The sequence below is a fragment of the Micromonospora sp. NPDC007220 genome (genome assembly GCF_040634035.1).
GTDB classification, from domain to species: domain Bacteria; phylum Actinomycetota; class Actinomycetes; order Mycobacteriales; family Micromonosporaceae; genus Micromonospora; species Micromonospora reichwaldensis.
This window is the reverse complement of the sequence record NZ_JBEYEU010000022.1, coordinates 69,412-85,507: the sequence shown is the minus strand read 5'-3', so window position 1 is coordinate 85,507 and position 16,096 is coordinate 69,412. Positions and strand designations below refer to the sequence as shown.

At 69.9% G+C, this 16,096-nt stretch carries 14 protein-coding genes; 1 reads left to right on the top strand and 13 read right to left on the bottom strand.

Annotated elements, in window-relative coordinates; translation table 11 throughout:
• Positions 1–51: 51 nt before the first annotated feature.
• The 12 genes from ABZ573_RS26580 to ngcE form a co-directional block, all read right to left on the bottom strand.
• Entirely contained in the window at positions 52–2,142 is a 2,091-nt protein-coding gene (locus ABZ573_RS26580; protein ID WP_358121711.1) for a prolyl oligopeptidase family serine peptidase, read from the bottom strand.
• Positions 2,135–2,554, bottom strand: coding sequence for a glyoxalase (locus ABZ573_RS26575; protein ID WP_151453233.1), 420 nt, complete (start codon positions 2,552–2,554; stop codon positions 2,135–2,137). Before ABZ573_RS26575 ends, ABZ573_RS26580 begins: the two co-directional genes overlap by 8 nt.
• A complete protein-coding gene (locus tag ABZ573_RS26570) occupies positions 2,551–3,798 on the bottom strand; it encodes a hypothetical protein (protein ID WP_151453234.1) in 1,248 nt (415 codons plus the stop codon). The genes ABZ573_RS26575 and ABZ573_RS26570 overlap by 4 nt, the downstream gene beginning before the upstream one ends.
• Before the next feature lie 56 nt (positions 3,799–3,854).
• A complete protein-coding gene (locus ABZ573_RS26565; protein ID WP_151453235.1) occupies positions 3,855–4,085 on the bottom strand; it encodes a hypothetical protein in 231 nt (76 codons plus the stop codon).
• Positions 4,082–5,320 carry an MFS transporter gene (locus ABZ573_RS26560; RefSeq protein WP_151453236.1) on the bottom strand — a complete coding sequence of 413 codons (1,239 nt, stop codon included), beginning with the start codon at positions 5,318–5,320 and terminating at the stop codon, positions 4,082–4,084. Before ABZ573_RS26560 ends, ABZ573_RS26565 begins: the two co-directional genes overlap by 4 nt.
• Complete coding sequence (locus ABZ573_RS26555; RefSeq protein WP_151453237.1) at positions 5,320–5,904, bottom strand: hypothetical protein; 585 nt, start codon at positions 5,902–5,904, stop codon at positions 5,320–5,322. Before ABZ573_RS26555 ends, ABZ573_RS26560 begins: the two co-directional genes overlap by 1 nt.
• Entirely contained in the window at positions 5,895–7,343 is a 1,449-nt protein-coding gene (locus ABZ573_RS26550; protein WP_358121747.1) for an MBL fold metallo-hydrolase, read from the bottom strand. Before ABZ573_RS26550 ends, ABZ573_RS26555 begins: the two co-directional genes overlap by 10 nt.
• Positions 7,343–8,803: an MBL fold metallo-hydrolase gene (locus tag ABZ573_RS26545; RefSeq protein WP_358121707.1), complete on the bottom strand. Its 1,461-nt coding sequence runs from the start codon at positions 8,801–8,803 to the stop codon at positions 7,343–7,345. Before ABZ573_RS26545 ends, ABZ573_RS26550 begins: the two co-directional genes overlap by 1 nt.
• Positions 8,804–8,881: 78 nt before the next feature.
• Positions 8,882–9,022 carry a hypothetical protein gene (locus ABZ573_RS26540; protein ID WP_192581290.1) on the bottom strand — a complete coding sequence of 47 codons (141 nt, stop codon included), beginning with the start codon at positions 9,020–9,022 and terminating at the stop codon, positions 8,882–8,884.
• 649 nt (positions 9,023–9,671) lie between these two features.
• Complete coding sequence (locus ABZ573_RS26535) at positions 9,672–10,421, bottom strand: carbohydrate ABC transporter permease (protein ID WP_199184745.1); 750 nt, start codon at positions 10,419–10,421, stop codon at positions 9,672–9,674.
• Positions 10,422–10,573: 152 nt separating this feature from the next.
• The gene (locus tag ABZ573_RS26530) at positions 10,574–11,482 is read right to left on the bottom strand and encodes a sugar ABC transporter permease (protein ID WP_101411517.1); all 909 of its coding nucleotides are present in this window, start codon (positions 11,480–11,482) and stop codon (positions 10,574–10,576) included.
• Between the two features lie 73 nt (positions 11,483–11,555).
• Positions 11,556–12,974: an N-acetylglucosamine/diacetylchitobiose ABC transporter substrate-binding protein gene (gene ngcE, locus ABZ573_RS26525; protein ID WP_132238802.1), complete on the bottom strand. Its 1,419-nt coding sequence runs from the start codon at positions 12,972–12,974 to the stop codon at positions 11,556–11,558.
• 195 nt (positions 12,975–13,169) lie between these two features.
• Here ngcE and ABZ573_RS26520 point away from each other — a divergent pair, with 195 nt between their 5' ends.
• Positions 13,170–14,621 (top strand): acyltransferase, encoded by a 1,452-nt coding sequence (locus ABZ573_RS26520; protein WP_358121704.1) that lies wholly within the window; start codon positions 13,170–13,172, stop codon positions 14,619–14,621.
• On the opposite strand, the gene ABZ573_RS26515 is transcribed toward ABZ573_RS26520, so the two are convergent.
• Positions 14,593–16,083, bottom strand: coding sequence for a CoA-acylating methylmalonate-semialdehyde dehydrogenase (locus ABZ573_RS26515; RefSeq protein ID WP_358121745.1), 1,491 nt, complete (start codon positions 16,081–16,083; stop codon positions 14,593–14,595). The two genes, ABZ573_RS26520 and ABZ573_RS26515, sit on opposite strands and share 29 nt — an antisense overlap.
• Positions 16,084–16,096: the final 13 nt, after the last annotated feature.

The following is a 16,096-nucleotide window of genomic DNA, read 5'->3' as shown; positions in this document are numbered from 1 at the left end:
GGGGGTGGAACTGGTCGTCTCGACACGAGCGGGTCCTTTCAGGAGGAGGCGTCACGGCACCTGGTGGAGTGCCTTCAGTGCCCAGGCGCAGACGAGCGCCGCCTTTCGCTTACGTGCGTCGCGGTCGGTGCTGCCGCCGTGGCCGGCTGACAGGTCCGTCGACAGCAGGAACGGTCCGCCGTGGGCCTGCTCGCGCAGGCGGGACACGTACTTGAGCGCTTCGTGCGCCCCGACCCTGCTGTCGTTCAGCGCGGCGAACACCAGCACCGGCGGGTACTCGCGGGAAGAGATGTTGTCGTAGGGCGCGTAGGCGCTGATGGCGGCGTAGGCGCGCGCGTCGGCCAGCGGGTTGCCCCACTCCGCCCGGTCGACAGTGGTGAGCGCCGCCTCGGAGTCGAGCAGGGTGCCGAGCGGGTCGAGGAACGGAACGTCGAGCACCAGCCCGGCGAACGATTCCGGCGAGGTGTTGCAGGCGGCAGCCGCGACGAGGGCACCGGCGGACGCGGCGCTGGCGACGACGCGCCCCGGTGGCAGGTCACAGGTTCGGACGAGTGCCTCCACGCAGGCCAGGTAATCGTTCACGCTGGTCGCCTTGTGCTCGCCACGGCCAGCCTCGTGCCAACCGGGTGGCCCCTCTCCCCCACCGCGGACATGAGCGAACGCGTAGATGCCGCCACGGTCGAGGAACGGCAGCCGCGCGGGATCGAAGTCCAGCGGTACGACGGCACCGTAGGCACCGTAGACCTCGAGCACCGCGCCCGGTGGCGGCGCACCAGCGCTGCGACGTTGCCGCACCACGGTCAACGCCACCGCCGTCCCGTCACGGCCGTGGGCCACCAGGTCGAGTTGTTCGTACCTGGCCGGATCCCAACCGAGAACCACCGCCCTGTCCACGATGTCGGTGCTGCGGCTGTGCGGGTCGTACGCCGCGGTGATCGGCGGGCAGACGACCGAGGAGGCGGTGAACCGTACGAGCCGCGAGTGGTGGTCCGGATTGCCGTTCACACTCACCCACGTCGTCGCGGCGGGTAGCGCCAGGTCGGTCACGACGTTGTCGGCGTCGATGACCCGTATCCCCCGGTGGCCGGGCGAGTACGTCTGCAGGACCACGTGTCCGGCGAACGCGTCGACGGTCAGCAGCTTCGTCTCCCGCGCGTCGCCGAACACCACCTCGGTCGGCTCTGCCGGGGCCCCGGCCGGGCAGTGCCACAGCCGGGAGGTCTCGTCACCGGAGTTGGCCAGGATCCAGAACTGCCCCTCCCGGTGGTCGGCCTGGAGATGCGTGCCGGCACGTCGTGCCGGCCCCAGGAGGAACGGTTCGGACCGTGGCGCCAGCGCGTCGATCACGGAGATCTGGTTGCCGACGTGGCTGTCCGACTCGATGAAGACGTACCTCTCACTACGTGACAGGTCGACGGTGAGCCACGACGACTCGTCCGGCTCCTCGTACACCAGGGTCCGCTCGCCCGTCGCCAGCGTGAGACGCCATACCTGGAAGGCCCGGCCGGTGGCGTCCGTGACGAGGTGGAAGTAGTGCTCGCCGGCGGCGTCCCAGGCGCCGCCGTACGTGACCCCGTCGACCTGGACGGGCAGCTCGGAGCCGGCGGCGACGTCCCGGAAACGCAGGTGGAACCGCTCGTCGCCGACAAGGTCGACGGCGTACGCCAGGAGCCGACCGTCCGGCGAGACGTCGTAGACACCGAGCGCGAAGTGCGGCTGCCCGGCTGACAGCGCGGCCTCGTCGAGCACGACCTGTTCGGTCTGTGGCACGGCCTCGCCCGAGTCGGGGTCGACCAGGCTGCGGCAGCGGAGCACCGCCGCGGATCCATCGGCCGTACGGCTGTAGTAGAGCCACTGCCCCTTCGCGACGGGCACCGAGCGCGTGCCCTGCGGCGTCCAGGACCTGATCTGCGCCTCAGCGTCTGCGGCCGTGCTCTCCAGCGGCTCCAGGATCGCCGTGGTGTAGGCGTTGTTGGCCTGGACGACGGCGAAGACCTCGGGGGTGAACAGGTCTTCCATCCACTGCCACGGGTCGCTGCGGGTCTGCCCGTGGTGCCGGGCGAGGTGCTCCCTCGGCGGTGCAGCGGGTGGGTCGACGTCGGCCACCCTCCAGGTCGCCGCGACGCGGGCGCCTTCACTCATAGAGTTCCCTCAGCTCCCGCATCTCCTGCACCACCTCCGGCCACAGCTCGTCCGGCCCGGACAGGGCGCCCTCGATGCCGAAGATGTTGCCGAAGGGATCGCGGAACTGGGTGATCTGCCGGCCACCCTGCACGGCCAGCGGCCGGTGTATCTCCAGGCAGCCCCGGTTGGCGAGTTCACGGCGGGCGTCGTTGAAGTCCGCCACCCACAGGTACGGCAGCGGCGAACCGCCGGGAGGATTGCGTTCGTCCGTCGGGGAGAACACGATCTCTACCCCGGCCAGGTCGATCGACGCCGAACGGGGGAAGCGGACCAGCGGCTGCCGCGTGAGGTTGGCCCACCAGTGCGCGATCGCAAGCCATTCCTCGGAGAAGATGACGACGGACGAGACGCGGCTGATCGATACCGTCATGAGGTCCCACCCGGTTCCCGCACCTCGAGCAGTGCCGCTGGCGCCCACCCGGCCACGAGCGCGTTGGCCTGGGATATCAGCACACGTCTGAGGAGCTGCGGTCGGGCGACGCTGAACAGGTCCGCCAGTGTCCGCCGGACGTCTTCGGGATCCGCGTCACGGCTCCACACGTGGGACGACGCGAACACGTCCGCGGCGTACAGCTCACCTCGCAGGATGGCGACGAAATCGTCGAAGCAGAGGGTGAGTCCACACGGGAACCGGTCCCGGGCCGTCTCGGCGGCTTCATACAACGGCACGAACCCGGACCGCGTGACGTCGAGCGCGTACTGGCAGCGGGTACCCGCCGGACCTTCGATGAGGGTGAGCAGGAAGGTCTTGGGCCCGAGGCCGTCGTGGGTGCCCTGCGCCCAGTGCGCGCGCCGTGGACCGCCCGGCGGGTACAGCGTCAGGTCCCTCGCCAGGCCGGGAAGCTCGTCGAGCACGAGTTCGTGGCGGTCGCGTCCTTCGCGGTCGCTTCTCGGCCGTGCGGACAGGGGGAGCACGAGCTCACCCAGCTCCTGTTCGTGGCCGGGCGAGACCCACTCCGCGGCGGCTGCCGGCTTCACGACCACGTCGATGTCCCAGGCGTCACCGGCACGGACCACGCACGGTGCGGCGGCCCCGGGCCCGGAGCCCTGCGCCACCCAACCGTCGAACACCGACCGGTCGACCGCCGGGTGCCGCACGCCGCTGCCAAGGTGCAGCCCGTCGCCATCTGACGCGGGCGCCCGCTCGGCCCCGCCGTGGCGCACCTCGAACACCGAGCCCTCGTCCGAAGGCACTCCATCGGCTCGACAGGGACCGTCGCCGCGCAGGTAGAACGCCGATGGGCAGCCGGTTTCGCGGACCATCAGCCCGGCGGTCGGCAGGGCCGCGGTACTGACCGGCGCCGGCGCCACGAATCGCAGCACGAGGTCACCGACGGAGACGTCGTGGTCGACGTACCCGCGGATCGCGACGAACCCCAGGACCTCGATCGCTTCGGCGGCCACCGCCGGCAGCAGCGGGCTCACCACCACCACCACCTGCCGATCGAGCTCGTGGAGCGTCTGCAGGTCCAGCTGTTCCGGGCGGGCACCGGTGATGACCACCGCGTCGACCGGCGGCATCGCGCCGTGGTCGAGGTGTCTGGGTGGGTGGAACACGTAGCGGTAGGAGTCGGTCCATCCCACGTCATCGAGCCAGGCCGGGTCCACCGCCACCCTGACCCCGCCGGTGGAGTGGACGCGCCAGCTGCGGCCACCCTCGAAGATGGCCTTCACCGCGGTTCTCCGTCAGCCTCGGACAGGTAGACGGCGTGCAGCAGCCGGGTGGCGGTGGCGTCCCGCCAGGATGCGGTGAGCGAGGGCATCTCGTTCGGCTGGGGCCACCACACGGCGACTTCCGTGTCGGCGGGGGCGGGCGCCACCATCATCGGCAGGTCCCTGTAGAGCACCGGTTCCAGGCCGAGGAGACGATTGGCTTCCGGGTGCCGCCCGGTTCCGCTCATCGCCCCACACCCTCGACCGCCAGATCGGGCACCCGTTCCTCCTCCATGCCCAGCCGGCGCAGCCCTGGCAGCGGAAGCACCATCAGGGTCGACACCACCAGGATCACCGTCGCCACCCAACCCAGGGTGGCGGGACCCAGCCTCTCCAGGAGCCAGCCGGCAAGGAGGTATCCCACGGGCATCAGACCGAAGACGGTCAGCTGATCGATGGAGAACACCCGCCCGAGCCGCCCACGCGGGACGGTCCTCTGCAGAGCGGTGGTCCACAGCACCGCGAACGTGGCCAGTCCGAACCCGGTCAGCGCGGAGGCGACGAGAATCAACGCCGGATGCCCGTCCATCGCCAGCAGGACGGTCTGCGGAAGCTGGAGCAGCAGCACGAAGGTCGCCACCCAGCCCGGCGAACGCGTACGGATCGACGAGGCCAGCATCGCGCCCAGGAAGGCCCCGCCCCCCTCAGCCGCCGAGATGTAGCCGAACCAGCCCTCGGGCCCGGTCAGGATGGGCAGCATCACCGCGACGGGTGCCGCCACCATCGCCATGTGCAACGTGCCCTGCAGCATCACACCGGCCATCCACGGCAGCCGGATGACGTACGCGAAACCGTCCTTGATGTCGGCTGCGAGCGACGAGCCCTGGCCCTCCGGACTGGGCGCTGGCTCATTCAGTCGGAGCAGCGTGACGATGCTGACGAGGAAGGTGACGATGTTGATTCCGAGCGCCCAGGTCGGGCTGAACGCCGCTGCCACGGCCCCGCCGAGCGCGGCGCCGACGATGACACCGAAGCGGTTCACCAGGGACCGCAGGCCGTTGGCGCTCGCCAACATCTCCTCGGGCACCAGCGACGGCAGGATCGCCCCGTACGCGGGACGGTAGAAACCGCTGCCGATGCCGAGCACCGCGGCCAGCACGCCGAGCACCACCAGCGGCGCGTCGTTGCCGACGAGGATGATGCCCAGAACGGCGGCGGCGCGGATCAGGTCAGAAATGATGATCATGCGAGAGCGGCGGTGCCGGTCCGCCAGGGCACCGCCGATCAACAGCGAGACGACGCCACCCAGAGCCGTCATCCCGAGTACCAGACCCACCGCCTGAGCGGCATCCTCGCGTGGCAGCAGGAACAGCGCGACCGCCACGGTGTAGAGGGCGTCACCGACGACGTTGGTGAGCTGGCCGATCCAGACCCGCCGGAACTTCGGCAACCGCAGCGGAGTGAGAAGGGACGCGTTGAACATCAAGTTACCTCGGAAGTAGCGGGCCGTAGCCGATGCCGCTCATGAAATTCGCCGTTGGCCGTGTCGATCAGCAGGTCCACGCTCTCCTTCAGCGCCAGCGAAGCCCGGATCAGACCTTGGAGCAGCGCAACACCGTCCGGCTGGTGCCAGTCGCCCGGCATGCCACCCGGTTCACGGGACAGAAGACGTTGCGCCAGAACATCTGCCGCCTGATCCGGATCCTCCAGATGAGGACAGACCAGGACGGCGAAATCCGCCCGGTCGAGGGCGCTACGGAGCATACGTTCCTCGATCGACCCGCCGCGCTGGAGGGCGACGCCCCCGCCCGTGTCGACCACCCCCTCGGTGGCCGTGACCGCCTCAGCCAGTGCACGCACCTCGTAGCGGGCGGTATAGGCGTGCCAAGCGGAAAGGCCACCGCTGGCGTACGCGTCATCGGCGGCCTGCTCGGTGTATCCGAACCTTCCGTACCAGCGCGGAGGATCCTCGTCGAAGCAGGCGACCTCCAGGCCCCGGCGAGCGGCCAGGACACCAGCGACAGTCGACTTGCCTGCGGCAGGTGGACCCACGACCACTATCGCCACGCAAGGGCCCGTACGTTGCGGTAGAGCTCGGCGGCCAGTTCCGGCCGCACCTGCTCGCTGTAGTAGCCGTACAGGAAGCCCACGGGGCTGTCCATCTTCTCGCACAGGTACCACTGGCGCATGCGGCTGACCGCGAGTTCCCAGATGTGGATCCTGCCCCGGAGTACGGCGACAAGGTCCACAGCGTTGACGTCGATGCCGGACGGCACGGAGAACAGGCAGTCGCGGAGGTCCAGCGGCTGCTCCTCGAAACGGCCGTTGTTGAAGTTCAACACGAAGGTTCGGCCGTCATCCGCCTCACCGGAGGCGTCGAAGCCGCGCAGGTGGACAGCGAACCTGTGCGGGCCGACCGGCTTGTCGAGATAGGTGTTCTGGGTGATCAGGTGCCGCCCCAGGTTCGCCTGCATCAGCAGCGGAGCCATGAGCTGGAGTTCCGACTCGACGAGAGCCCGGTCCTCGTCCGTGAGCTGTTCGTCGAACAGGGGCAGCAGCGGCTCGGACAGGTCCGGCTCGGCAACGGCCTCCTTGTCACTGGGGGCGACGGGACGCGACGGCTCGGCAGGATCGATCCATTCCGCCTGGCTGTAGCGCACCTCCGTCCCGTCGTCGACCAGCACGGTCTGGCCGGGACTCATTCCCAGCACCCGGGTGGTCAGCGAGAGCCGGCTGGCGATACCGGCCAACTGCTCGAAGTTTCCCCACAGGAACTCACCGTGCTTGGCGGGAACCTGCACGTAGCCGCCACCGCTGAAGGTCACGTACCGGACCGAGGGGAAGCTCGCCACGACGTCGGACAGCACCCCGTGCAGCAGGCGGAGGCCGGTGACCTCAGCGAAGTCGGCACTGCCGAGCGGCAGCATGTTGTCGAACGCGCCGAGGTGACCCGCCGGCGGCACCTGCCCGTTGTGGGTGGCCACGACGATGTCCGGATCGCATCCGCCTTCCAGCGAGGGGGGCGCGATCGACGTGTCGGACTGGATGAAGACTCCGCCGACCCTCTCCTCCGCATGCCGCACGAAGACGCTGGCGACACGGTTCTCCCACATCGGCGCATCCGGGCCGCCCGGGACGAACACCACGTCGACCGCGCCGATCCTCTGCACCGCGCCGAGCTCGACCAACTCGACCTGGCGGCCCGCCTCCTCCAGGGCGCGAACGCACACCTTCGGCATCATCCGTGGCATCAGAATCCGGGTTTCCGGAGGCAGCAGGTCCAGCGAGTTGAGGTGGAAGTGGTCCAGATGCTCGTTGGTGACCAGCACGGCATCCAGCGACGGCATCTTCTCCACCACCACCTGGCGCGCGGGATGGATCTCGAAACGCAGCCTGTCCGAGTGGCCGAAGGAGTCGGTCAGCACCGGATCGACGAGGACACGGGTATCCCCGATCTCCACCAGCCACGACTGGTGGCCCAGGAACGTCAGGGATGCGGGGGACATCAGGCGTTCTCCTTCTCGAGGTACTCGAGCTGCTGCTGGTAGACCCGGCACGACAGGTCCGGCCGTACCTGCTCGCCGAGGGCGTCGTAGAACAGCGCCACCGGCGAGGACAGCGCGTCTCCGTCGAACCACGTGCGCATCGCGATGCCGACGACGTCCCAGTACTGCAGGTCGCCACGGAGTACGGCGGCGAAGTCGACGGCGTGGATGAAGATTCCCTCGGGGTACGCGGCGACAGAGTCGTCAAGCGGCAGATCCGCTGCCTCCTCGAACGCCCCGGCGGCCAGATCGAAGCGAAAGCTGCGGTCCGGACGGGTCAGATACTTGAGCTTGAGGACGAATGGGTGTGCCGACGGCGAAACGGCCATCCGCCGGCCGAAGTCACTGAGCAGCAGGACGCGGCTCAGATACGTAAGCTCGCGTTCGATGCAGGCCAGCGCCGCGTCCTCGGATTCTTCGTCGGCGTTCTCGATGCAGCGCATGGCGATGCTGTCCCGCCTGGCCAGAAAGCTCTCCCGCCGGTGGATCAGCTCGGCGAAGCGGTCATGGTCGACGCCGAGCCACGACAGCTCCCCGACCTTCTCGATGCCGTGCTCACGCACTTCGACGACGTCGCCGGGAACGGGACCCACCACATCCATGTGCCGCACCAACTGCTTGGCCAGGCGCGCCAACTCCTGCTGCTCCGAGAACGGGAACGGGCCCATCTGCTCGTAGTCCTTCAGGAATCCGCCGCCGCAGAGCAGGATGTGTGCCCCGCGGAAGATCTCCGACTGCTCCACCGCCGAGGCGACAACTTCCCCCAGGATGTCCAGGCCCGGAAAGCCCTGACCGCGGTAGCGGACGGCGGTCTGCCCGGCGGGCCGGTAGCAGTCCAGCGACCCGAACACACCGGGCGGGGTCACCTGCGCGTTGTTGCTCATGGCCACCACCCGGGGGGCTGGCAGCCGTCCCGAGGAAACGGCGTCGATGAAGTCGGTGGAGGTGGCGGCGTCGATTCCCAGGAAGACGCCGCCCCGGTCTGGCTCGGACGCGTCGAGCACGTAGACCTGCGACACGCGGCTCTCCCAGAGCACCGTGTCGGGGCCAGGGGGGAAGAGGGTGACGATGACCGACCCGAACCTGGTCGGCTCCCCGAACGGCAACCGGGTGACGGTCAGGCCGAGCGACTCGATGCAGTCGACGACGGTGTCGATCATGGTGGGCCCGACGATGACGGGCGTCGACTTGTCGAGCTTGTTCAGGGAGGGCAGGTGAAAGTGGTCGGAGTGCTCGTGACTGATGATCACGGCAGCAGGCGGTGGCATCCGGTCGACGTCTATCAGTCGCGGCGGATAGATCTCGACCGGGCTCGAGGTGTACTCCTCACCGTAGCGGCGGTACAGGATCGGATCCACGAGGACCGGGGAATCCTCGGCCCCGAGAGCAAAGCCGTTGTGTCCAAGGAAACCGATCTTCATATCGCCTCTTCCAAGGGCTGCGATGGGCACGGTGACCAGGGCGGTGGGCGACGTCAGACGTCACCCACCGCCACGGCACTAGCGGGTGTAGGTGACGGTCCCCATGTGAACGCGGGATCCGCCCGCCTTGGCGGTGGTCGCCTTCGGCGTGACCTTGCCGACGGCCTGCTTCAGCGCGTCGAGGTCGGCCTTGGTGATGGGCTTCGCTTCCTTCTTCATGCTCACCTCCCGTGCGTGGATCGGCAGCGCTCCGCCATGCGGACCCGCAGGTCTTCACGCGAGCAACTGCACCTGCCTGTTCCTTTTCGGAGCAGCCGGAGGCGACCATGGAAGTCTTGCGACGAACCGCTGATCGACTCATGACTGCCTATGGGCGAGTGTTTCATCGATCGACAGATCCCGCTATACCATCAACATCAACAAGGGATCGCGGGCGCGGCGCACCGGCATCGGTGACACCGCCGTACCCGCCCCCACCAGTCAAAAGGGCTCCTGCGGCGCAGTCCGCCACGTCGGCGCCACCGCCGCGACTCAAGCCGTTTACAAGCGTGCGTGTAGTGGCAGCCCGACGCGGCGGGAGCGGCTCGTCCGCTGGACCTCGATCAACCGGAACGTGATCGAGCGGCCGGGTCAGCGCGTCGCGTGGAGGCGCACCACGGCCGCTCGTGTGCGCCGGTGTGCCGTGGCACCGCAGCCGCGGTCCGTCGCAGACGTACGACCTCGCCGCGCCGGCGGCGGGCCCGGCCGCCCTCGCCGCGCGGCAGGCGACGTCGCGCGGGAGCGAGCCGCGGGGCCGGCGCCCTTCTGCCCGTCGAGGCGGGTGCGGCCGCCGGCGCGCTCGACAAGACCTGATCGGTAGCGGACGCGACTACTTGAGCTGGCCGGCGGTCAGGCCGGACTGGACCTGGCGCTGGAAGAGGATGTAGACCAGCAGCACCGGGACCACCGCGATGGTGAGGCCGGCGAAGAGCTGCGCGTAGTCGCCGGCGTAGCCCTGGTTGACCGAGAGCGCGGCGAGCCCCTGGGCGAGCACCCACTTGGACTCGTCGCCCTGCATGAGCACCTGGGGCAGCAGGAACTGGTTCCAGTGGCTGAGGAAGTTGAAGATCGCGACGCTGATCAGTCCCGGACGCGCCATCGGCAGCATCACCTGGAAGAAGAGCCGGAAGTGACCGCAGCCGTCGACCAGTGCCGCCTCCGCGACAGCCGTGGGCAGGGTACGGAAGAAGGCGGTCAGGAAGAACACCGTGAACGGCAGCGAGTACGCGGCGTAGACCAGGATCAGCCCGGTCCAGGTGCCGAACAGGCCGGCGTTGCGCACCACGAAGAACAGCGGCACCAGGGCCAGGAAGACGGGGAACATCAGCCCGCCGACGAACAGGTAGTAGACGACCTGCTTGCCCCGGAACTCGTAGCGCGCGAAGACGTACGCGGCGGTGGCGCCCATCAGCATGGTCAGGGTGACCGAGCCCGCGACCACCACCAGGCTGTTCAGGAAGTACTGGCCGATGTGTGCACCGCTCCACGCACGCGACCAGTTGTCGAAGCGCAGCGCGCCGGGCAGCGACCACGGGTCGGCCAGGATCTCCGCGTTGCTCTTGAACGAGCTGATGAACATCCAGAGCAGCGGCAGTACGGTCAGCGCACCCCAGAACAGCAGGAAGCCGTGCGACAGCACGTTGGCGACGCCGAGTTCGCGGCGTACCGGGCGGTCGGCGGGGCCGGGAGGCTCGTCGGGCAGCGCCACGGACGCGGGCTTGTCCAGAGTCGTCACGAGTACTCGATCCTGTCTCGCTTGCTGGCCCGCAGCGCCAGCACCGCCACCGTGAGGGTCAGGAAGAACATCACCACGCCGATCGCCGAGGCGTAGCCGAACTTGGTCTCGCTGCCGAACGCCGTGTCGTACATCCGCACGCCGATGACGTCGGTGGAGAAGTTGGGACCGCCGTTGGTCATCAGCTGCACCAGGATGAACCCGTCCAGGGCGAAGATGGCCAGGTAGACCCAGGCGACCTGGACGGTGTCCCAGAGCAGCGGGATGGTCACCTTCCACAGCGTGGTCAGCCGGGAGGCGCCGTCGAGCATGACCGCCTCGTAGATCTCCTTGGGGATGGCCGACATGGCTGCGCCGAAGAGCACCACGTAGAAGCCGACGTTGCTCCAGATCATCACGGCGAGCACGCACCAGAAGGCGGTCCGCGGATCCCCCAGCCAGGTGGGCGCACCCAGACCGACGCTGTTCAGAGCGCTGGTGAGCAGGCCCTTGTTCGGGTGGTAGACCTCCTTCCACAGCAGCGCGATGATCACGACGGAGAGCACCTGCGGGAAGAAGTAGACCGTGCGGTAGAACGACGAGCCGCGCACCCCGCTGACCCCCGCCCGGCCCTTGCGCCCGCCCATGTTGAGCATGGCGGCGAAGAAGAGGCCGAGCACGATCGTCAGCACCGGAACCAGCGCCAGCAGGATCGCGTTGTTCTTCAACGCGTTCCAGACGTAGTCGTCGTTCCAGAGCGTCTTGAAGTTCGCCAGCCCGACCGAGTTGGCGTCGGCCGAGTAGCCGAGCCAGTCGGTGGTGGAGATCTGGAACGCCTGCAGGTACGGCGACACGACGAAGATGACGTAGAGCAGCACCGGCGGCACCAGGAAGGTGACGATCAGCGGGTACTTGCCATGTCTCACGATGAGGTCCTACCTCTTCAGCGGCGGTCCGGTGAGGGCGGGGCGGTCCGCCCCGCCCTCACCGGCCGGGGTGTCAGGCGGCCCGCTTGTACTTCTTGATCGAGCTGTCCTGGGCGATCGAGTCCGCGCCCTTCTGGCACTGGTCGAGGAACTCCGCCGGGCCGATCCGCCCGCTGAAGAACTCGCCGCACGCGGCGTCGATGAGGTTGCGCTCCAGCTTGCGGTAGTAGTTGTTGTAGACCCAGTTGAAGCCGTTGCTGCCGGAGGCCTCCAGCGCCTTGACGACCGTGTTCAGCCCGAACGGCAGCTCGACGCCCTCGCTGGCACCGGCCACCACGGTCAGGCTGGAGACCTTCTTGGTGAAGTCCTGCGCGCCCTTCTTGGAGAGCATGACCCGGAAGAACTCCAGCCCACCGGCGACGTTCTTGGCCTTCGCCGGGACCATGAACGGCTCCCCGGCGGTGCCCCGGACGGCCTCGAACGGCAGCTTGTCGCCGCTGCCCAGGCTCGGGGTCGGCTGGATGGTCATGTTGAACCCGGCCGGCGTGACGTCCTTCTGCTCGCTCTCCAGCCAGGAACCGCAGGAGATGAAGGCCGCCTTGCCCTGGCACCACGCGGTCTGCGACTGCTTGTGGTCGAGGCCGGGCGAGCCCTCGAGGATGAACTTGTCCTTGACGATCTGGTGCCAGGCGTCGGCCGCGGTCTTCATCGCGTCGGACTTCCAGGCGTTGGGCTCCAGGTTGTCGATGGCCGTGGCGACCGAGGGGCCGCCGAACTTGATGGCGGTCGAGATGACCGGCCAGCTCATGTAGCGCGGGTGCGCGCCCGCGTATGTCCAGGGGGCGATGCCGGCGGCCTTGATCTGCTTGCACAGCGCGATGTGCTCGTCCCAGGTCTTGGCGTACTCCCACTTGCGCTCGGTGAAGAGCTTGGTGGAGTGCCAGATGCCGTAGACGGTGTAGGTGTAGTTCATCACCAGGAACTTGCCGTCGTACGAGCCGACCTCGACGGCGCCCGGCAGCAGCGTGTCCTTGACCGTCTTGCCCGGGATGTCGAGGCTCGGGGCGGCCAGCAGCTCGCCCAGGTCGGCGATGGCGTTCTGCGACACCAGGCCGTTGAAGTCGATCTGGTTGGCGCCGGAGTTGTTGACCACGTCCGGCGGGGTGTTGTCGACGAAGCGCGGCTGGAGGGTCTTCGCGATCTCCTGCGTCGCCGAGTGGTTGATCTTCGCCTTCGGGTACTTCTCGGTGTACATGGCCTCGTGGGCCTTCGCGTACTCCTCGCCGAAGCCGCCGTTGAAGATCACCACCTCGAGGGGCGCGTCCTCCTTGACACCGAGCGGGTTCTGCTCGCTCTTGGTGCCCTTGTAGGTGCCGGCGTCGCCCTTGTCGTCGTCACCGCCGCCCGTGGCGCAGCCGGTCAGCAGGCCGGCGGCGGGGGTGGCCAGGAGGCCGGCGGCGGCGGTGCGCCGCAGGATGTCACGCCTGTTCATGGTCTCTCCTCGGATCGGTCCGGGCGGTCGCCGGATGGGGGATGGTGACCGCCGCACGAGGCGCAGGGGGAATTTGTCTTCAGTTCGCAATATGTTGCTGAAGAATTTCTACGGCAGGAGGGCGCGGACTTCAACCCCCGGGGACCGAACCGTTATCAGCAGCGGCCAGTCCACGCCTGACGTACCCTCGGGGCCATGCGCCGCCTGCGGCAACTCGCCGCGCGCACCCCCGCTGGTCGGCAACGTTACGTCGACCTGCTCCGGGCGCTCGCGATCGGCATGGTCGTTCTCGGCCACTGGGCGGTCGCCACGATCGGCGAGGACGCCGCCGGCCGGCCGACGGGGCGCTCGGCGCTGCCCGACCTGCCGTGGGCGTACCCGCTCACCTGGGTCGCCCAGGTCATGCCGATCTTCTTCCTGGTCGGCGGGTACGCCAACGCCGCCTCGCTGGCCGCCCGCCGGGCCGCCGGCGTCGACGCCACCGCGTGGCTGCTGGACCGGGGCGCCCGGCTGCTGCGCCCGACGACCGCGCTGCTGCTGGTGATCGCCGGCGGCGCCGCGCTCGCGTCGCTCGTCGGCGTCGGGGCGACGCTGGTGCGTACCGTCGCCTGGTTCGCCACGATCCCGCTCTGGTTCCTCGCCGCCTACCTGATCGTGGTGCCGCTGACCCCGGCGATGCTCGCCCTGCACCGGCGCTTCGGCCTGCTCGTGCCGGCGGCGCTGGCCGCGTTGGTCGTCGCCGGCGACGTGGGGCGGGCGCTGGGCCCGGCGGAGCTGGCGCTGCCGAACTACGTCCTCGGCTGGCTGGCCGTGCACCAGCTCGGCATCGCCTGGCGCGACGCCGACGCCGGGCGTCACGACGCCCACCCGGACGGGACGGGCGGGCACCCGCCACGCCCCGCGGCCGCGCGCGACCGGGCGGGGCCACGTCGGCTGCCGCTGTCGCGGCGCGCGGGCGCGGCGGCGCTGCTGGGCGGCCTGGCCGCGACGGTGCTACTGACCACCGTCGGACCGTACCCGGTGAGCATGCTCAACGTCCCGGGCGAGCGGCTGGACAACGCCGCCCCGCCCAGCCTGGCCCTGCTGACGCTGACCGCCGCCCAGTTCGGGCTGATCCTGCTGCTGCGCGACCCGGCGGAGCGCTGGCTGCGCCGCCCCCGCCCGTGGCAGGCGGTGATCGCGGTGAACGCCGTCGTGCTCACCGTCTTCCTCTGGCACCTCACCGCCGCGATCCTGCTGGTCGGCGCGCTGGACGCGGCCGGGAGGCTGCCGACCCCACCCGCGGGGTCGGCGGCCTGGCTGGCCTGGCGGGTGCCGTGGGTGCTGATGCTGACCGTGGTGCTGGCCGCCCTGGTCGCCGTCTTCGGCCCCGTCGAGGCCCGCACCGGCCGCGCCGGGCAGGGTCGGCCGGCCGGCGGCGGGGCCGCGTCGGGCCGCGCGCCGGCCGGCGGCGGGTGGCGGGCCACCGTGCGCAGCGCGCTCACCGCCGCCGGTTTCGCCGCCGTGGTGTACGCCCTGGTGGTCAACGCCCAGACGCCGAGGGCGGCGCCCGAGCCGCTGGGGCTGCCGGCGGCGGCGCTGGTGGCGTACCTGGCTGGGGCCGGCACCCTGCGCCTGCTCAGGTCTGGGTGGGGAAGCCGAGGTTGACCCCGCCGTGCCGGGGGTCCAGCCAGCGGCTGGTGACCACCTTGCCCCGGGTGAAGAAGCGCACCCCGTCCTCGCCGTGCGCGTGCAGGTCGCCGAAGAGCGAGGCCTTCCAGCCGCCGAAGGAGTAGTACGCCATCGGCACCGGGATCGGCACGTTGACGCCGACCATGCCGACCTCCACCTCGTGCTGGTAGCGCCGGGCCGCGCCGCCGTCGTTGGTGAAGATCGCCGTGCCGTTGCCGTACGGGTTGGCGTTGACCAGCTCCACCGCCTCGTCGTACGAGCCGACCCGCAGCACGCCGAGCACCGGGCCGAAGATCTCGTCGGTGTAGATCGACATGTCCGGGGTGACGCGGTCGAACAGCGTCGGGCCCAGCCAGAACCCGTTCGGGTCCCCGTCCGGCTCGACGTCGCGGCCGTCCACCACCGGCACCGCGCCGGCGGCCACCCCCGCCTCGACGTACGCGCGCACCCGGGCGGCGTGCGCGGCGGTGACCAGCGGGCCCATGTCGCAGCCGCGCCGGCCGTCGCCGGTGCGCAGCCGGCCCATCCGCTCGGCGATCCGGGCGACCAGGGCGTCGGCGACCGGCTCCACCGCGACCAGTGCCGAGATCGCCATGCACCGCTCCCCCGCCGAGCCGAACCCCGCGTTGACCGCCGCGTCGGCGGCCAGGTCCAGGTCGGCGTCGGGGAGCACCACCATGTGGTTCTTCGCCCCGCCCAGCGCCTGCACCCGCTTGCCGGCGGCGGTGCCGCGCTGGTGGACGTGCCGGGCGACCGGGGTGGAGCCGACGAACGACACCGCCTTCACGCCCGGGTGGTCCAGCAGCGCGTCCACGGCCTCGGCGTCGCCGTTGACGACGTTGAGCACCCCGTCGGGCAGGCCGGCCTCGGCGAACCACTCCGCCAGCAGCAGCGCCGCGCTCGGGTCCTTCTCGCTCGGCTTGAGCACCACCGCGTTGCCGCAGGCCACCGCGATCGGCAGGAACCACAGCGGCACCATCGCCGGGAAGTTGAACGGGGAGATCACCGCGACGACGCCGAGCGGCTGCCGCAGGCTGTACGAGTCGACCTCGGTGGAGACGTTCTCGCTGAACCCGCCGCGCAGCGCGGAGGGGATGCCGCAGGCGTACTCGATGATCTCCAGGCCGCGCTGCACCTCGCCGGCGGCGTCGGCGAGCACCTTGCCGTGCTCGGCGGTGATCACCTCGGCGAGCCGGTCCCGCCGCGCGTGCACCAGCTCCCGGAGGGCGAACAGCACGGCCGTCCGCCTCGCCAGCGACGCGTCCCGCCAGAGCCGGGCCGCGCGCCCGGCGGCCTCCACCGCGACCGCGACGTCCGCCGCCGAGGCCAGCTCCACCCGGGCGGTACGCCGACCGGTCGCCGGGTCGAAGACGTCCCCGTGCCGCCCGGACGAGCCGCTGAACGGCTTGCCGTCGACGAAGTGGCCGATGACGTCCACGCCGTGCTCCGCC

Bases quoted from the DNA above. Each gene is read 5' to 3' on its own strand.
- ngcE (WP_132238802.1), bottom strand. From the start codon at position 12,974: ATGAACAGGCGTGACATCCTGCGGCGCACCGCCGCCGCCGGCCTCCTG.
- ABZ573_RS26540 (WP_192581290.1), bottom strand. From the start codon at position 9,022: ATGAAGAAGGAAGCGAAGCCCATCACCAAGGCCGACCTCGACGCGCTG.
- ABZ573_RS26545 (WP_358121707.1), bottom strand. From the start codon at position 8,803: ATGAAGATCGGTTTCCTTGGACACAACGGCTTTGCTCTCGGGGCCGAG.
- ABZ573_RS26575 (WP_151453233.1), bottom strand. From the start codon at position 2,554: ATGACGGTATCGATCAGCCGCGTCTCGTCCGTCGTCATCTTCTCCGAG.
- ABZ573_RS26560 (WP_151453236.1), bottom strand. From the start codon at position 5,320: ATGTTCAACGCGTCCCTTCTCACTCCGCTGCGGTTGCCGAAGTTCCGG.
- ABZ573_RS26550 (WP_358121747.1), bottom strand. From the start codon at position 7,343: ATGTCCCCCGCATCCCTGACGTTCCTGGGCCACCAGTCGTGGCTGGTG.
- ABZ573_RS26520 (WP_358121704.1), top strand. From the start codon at position 13,170: ATGCGCCGCCTGCGGCAACTCGCCGCGCGCACCCCCGCTGGTCGGCAA.
- ABZ573_RS26565 (WP_151453235.1), bottom strand. From the start codon at position 4,085: ATGAGCGGAACCGGGCGGCACCCGGAAGCCAATCGTCTCCTCGGCCTG.
- ABZ573_RS26580 (WP_358121711.1), bottom strand. From the start codon at position 2,142: ATGAGTGAAGGCGCCCGCGTCGCGGCGACCTGGAGGGTGGCCGACGTC.
- ABZ573_RS26535 (WP_199184745.1), bottom strand. From the start codon at position 10,421: ATGTTCATCAGCTCGTTCAAGAGCAACGCGGAGATCCTGGCCGACCCG.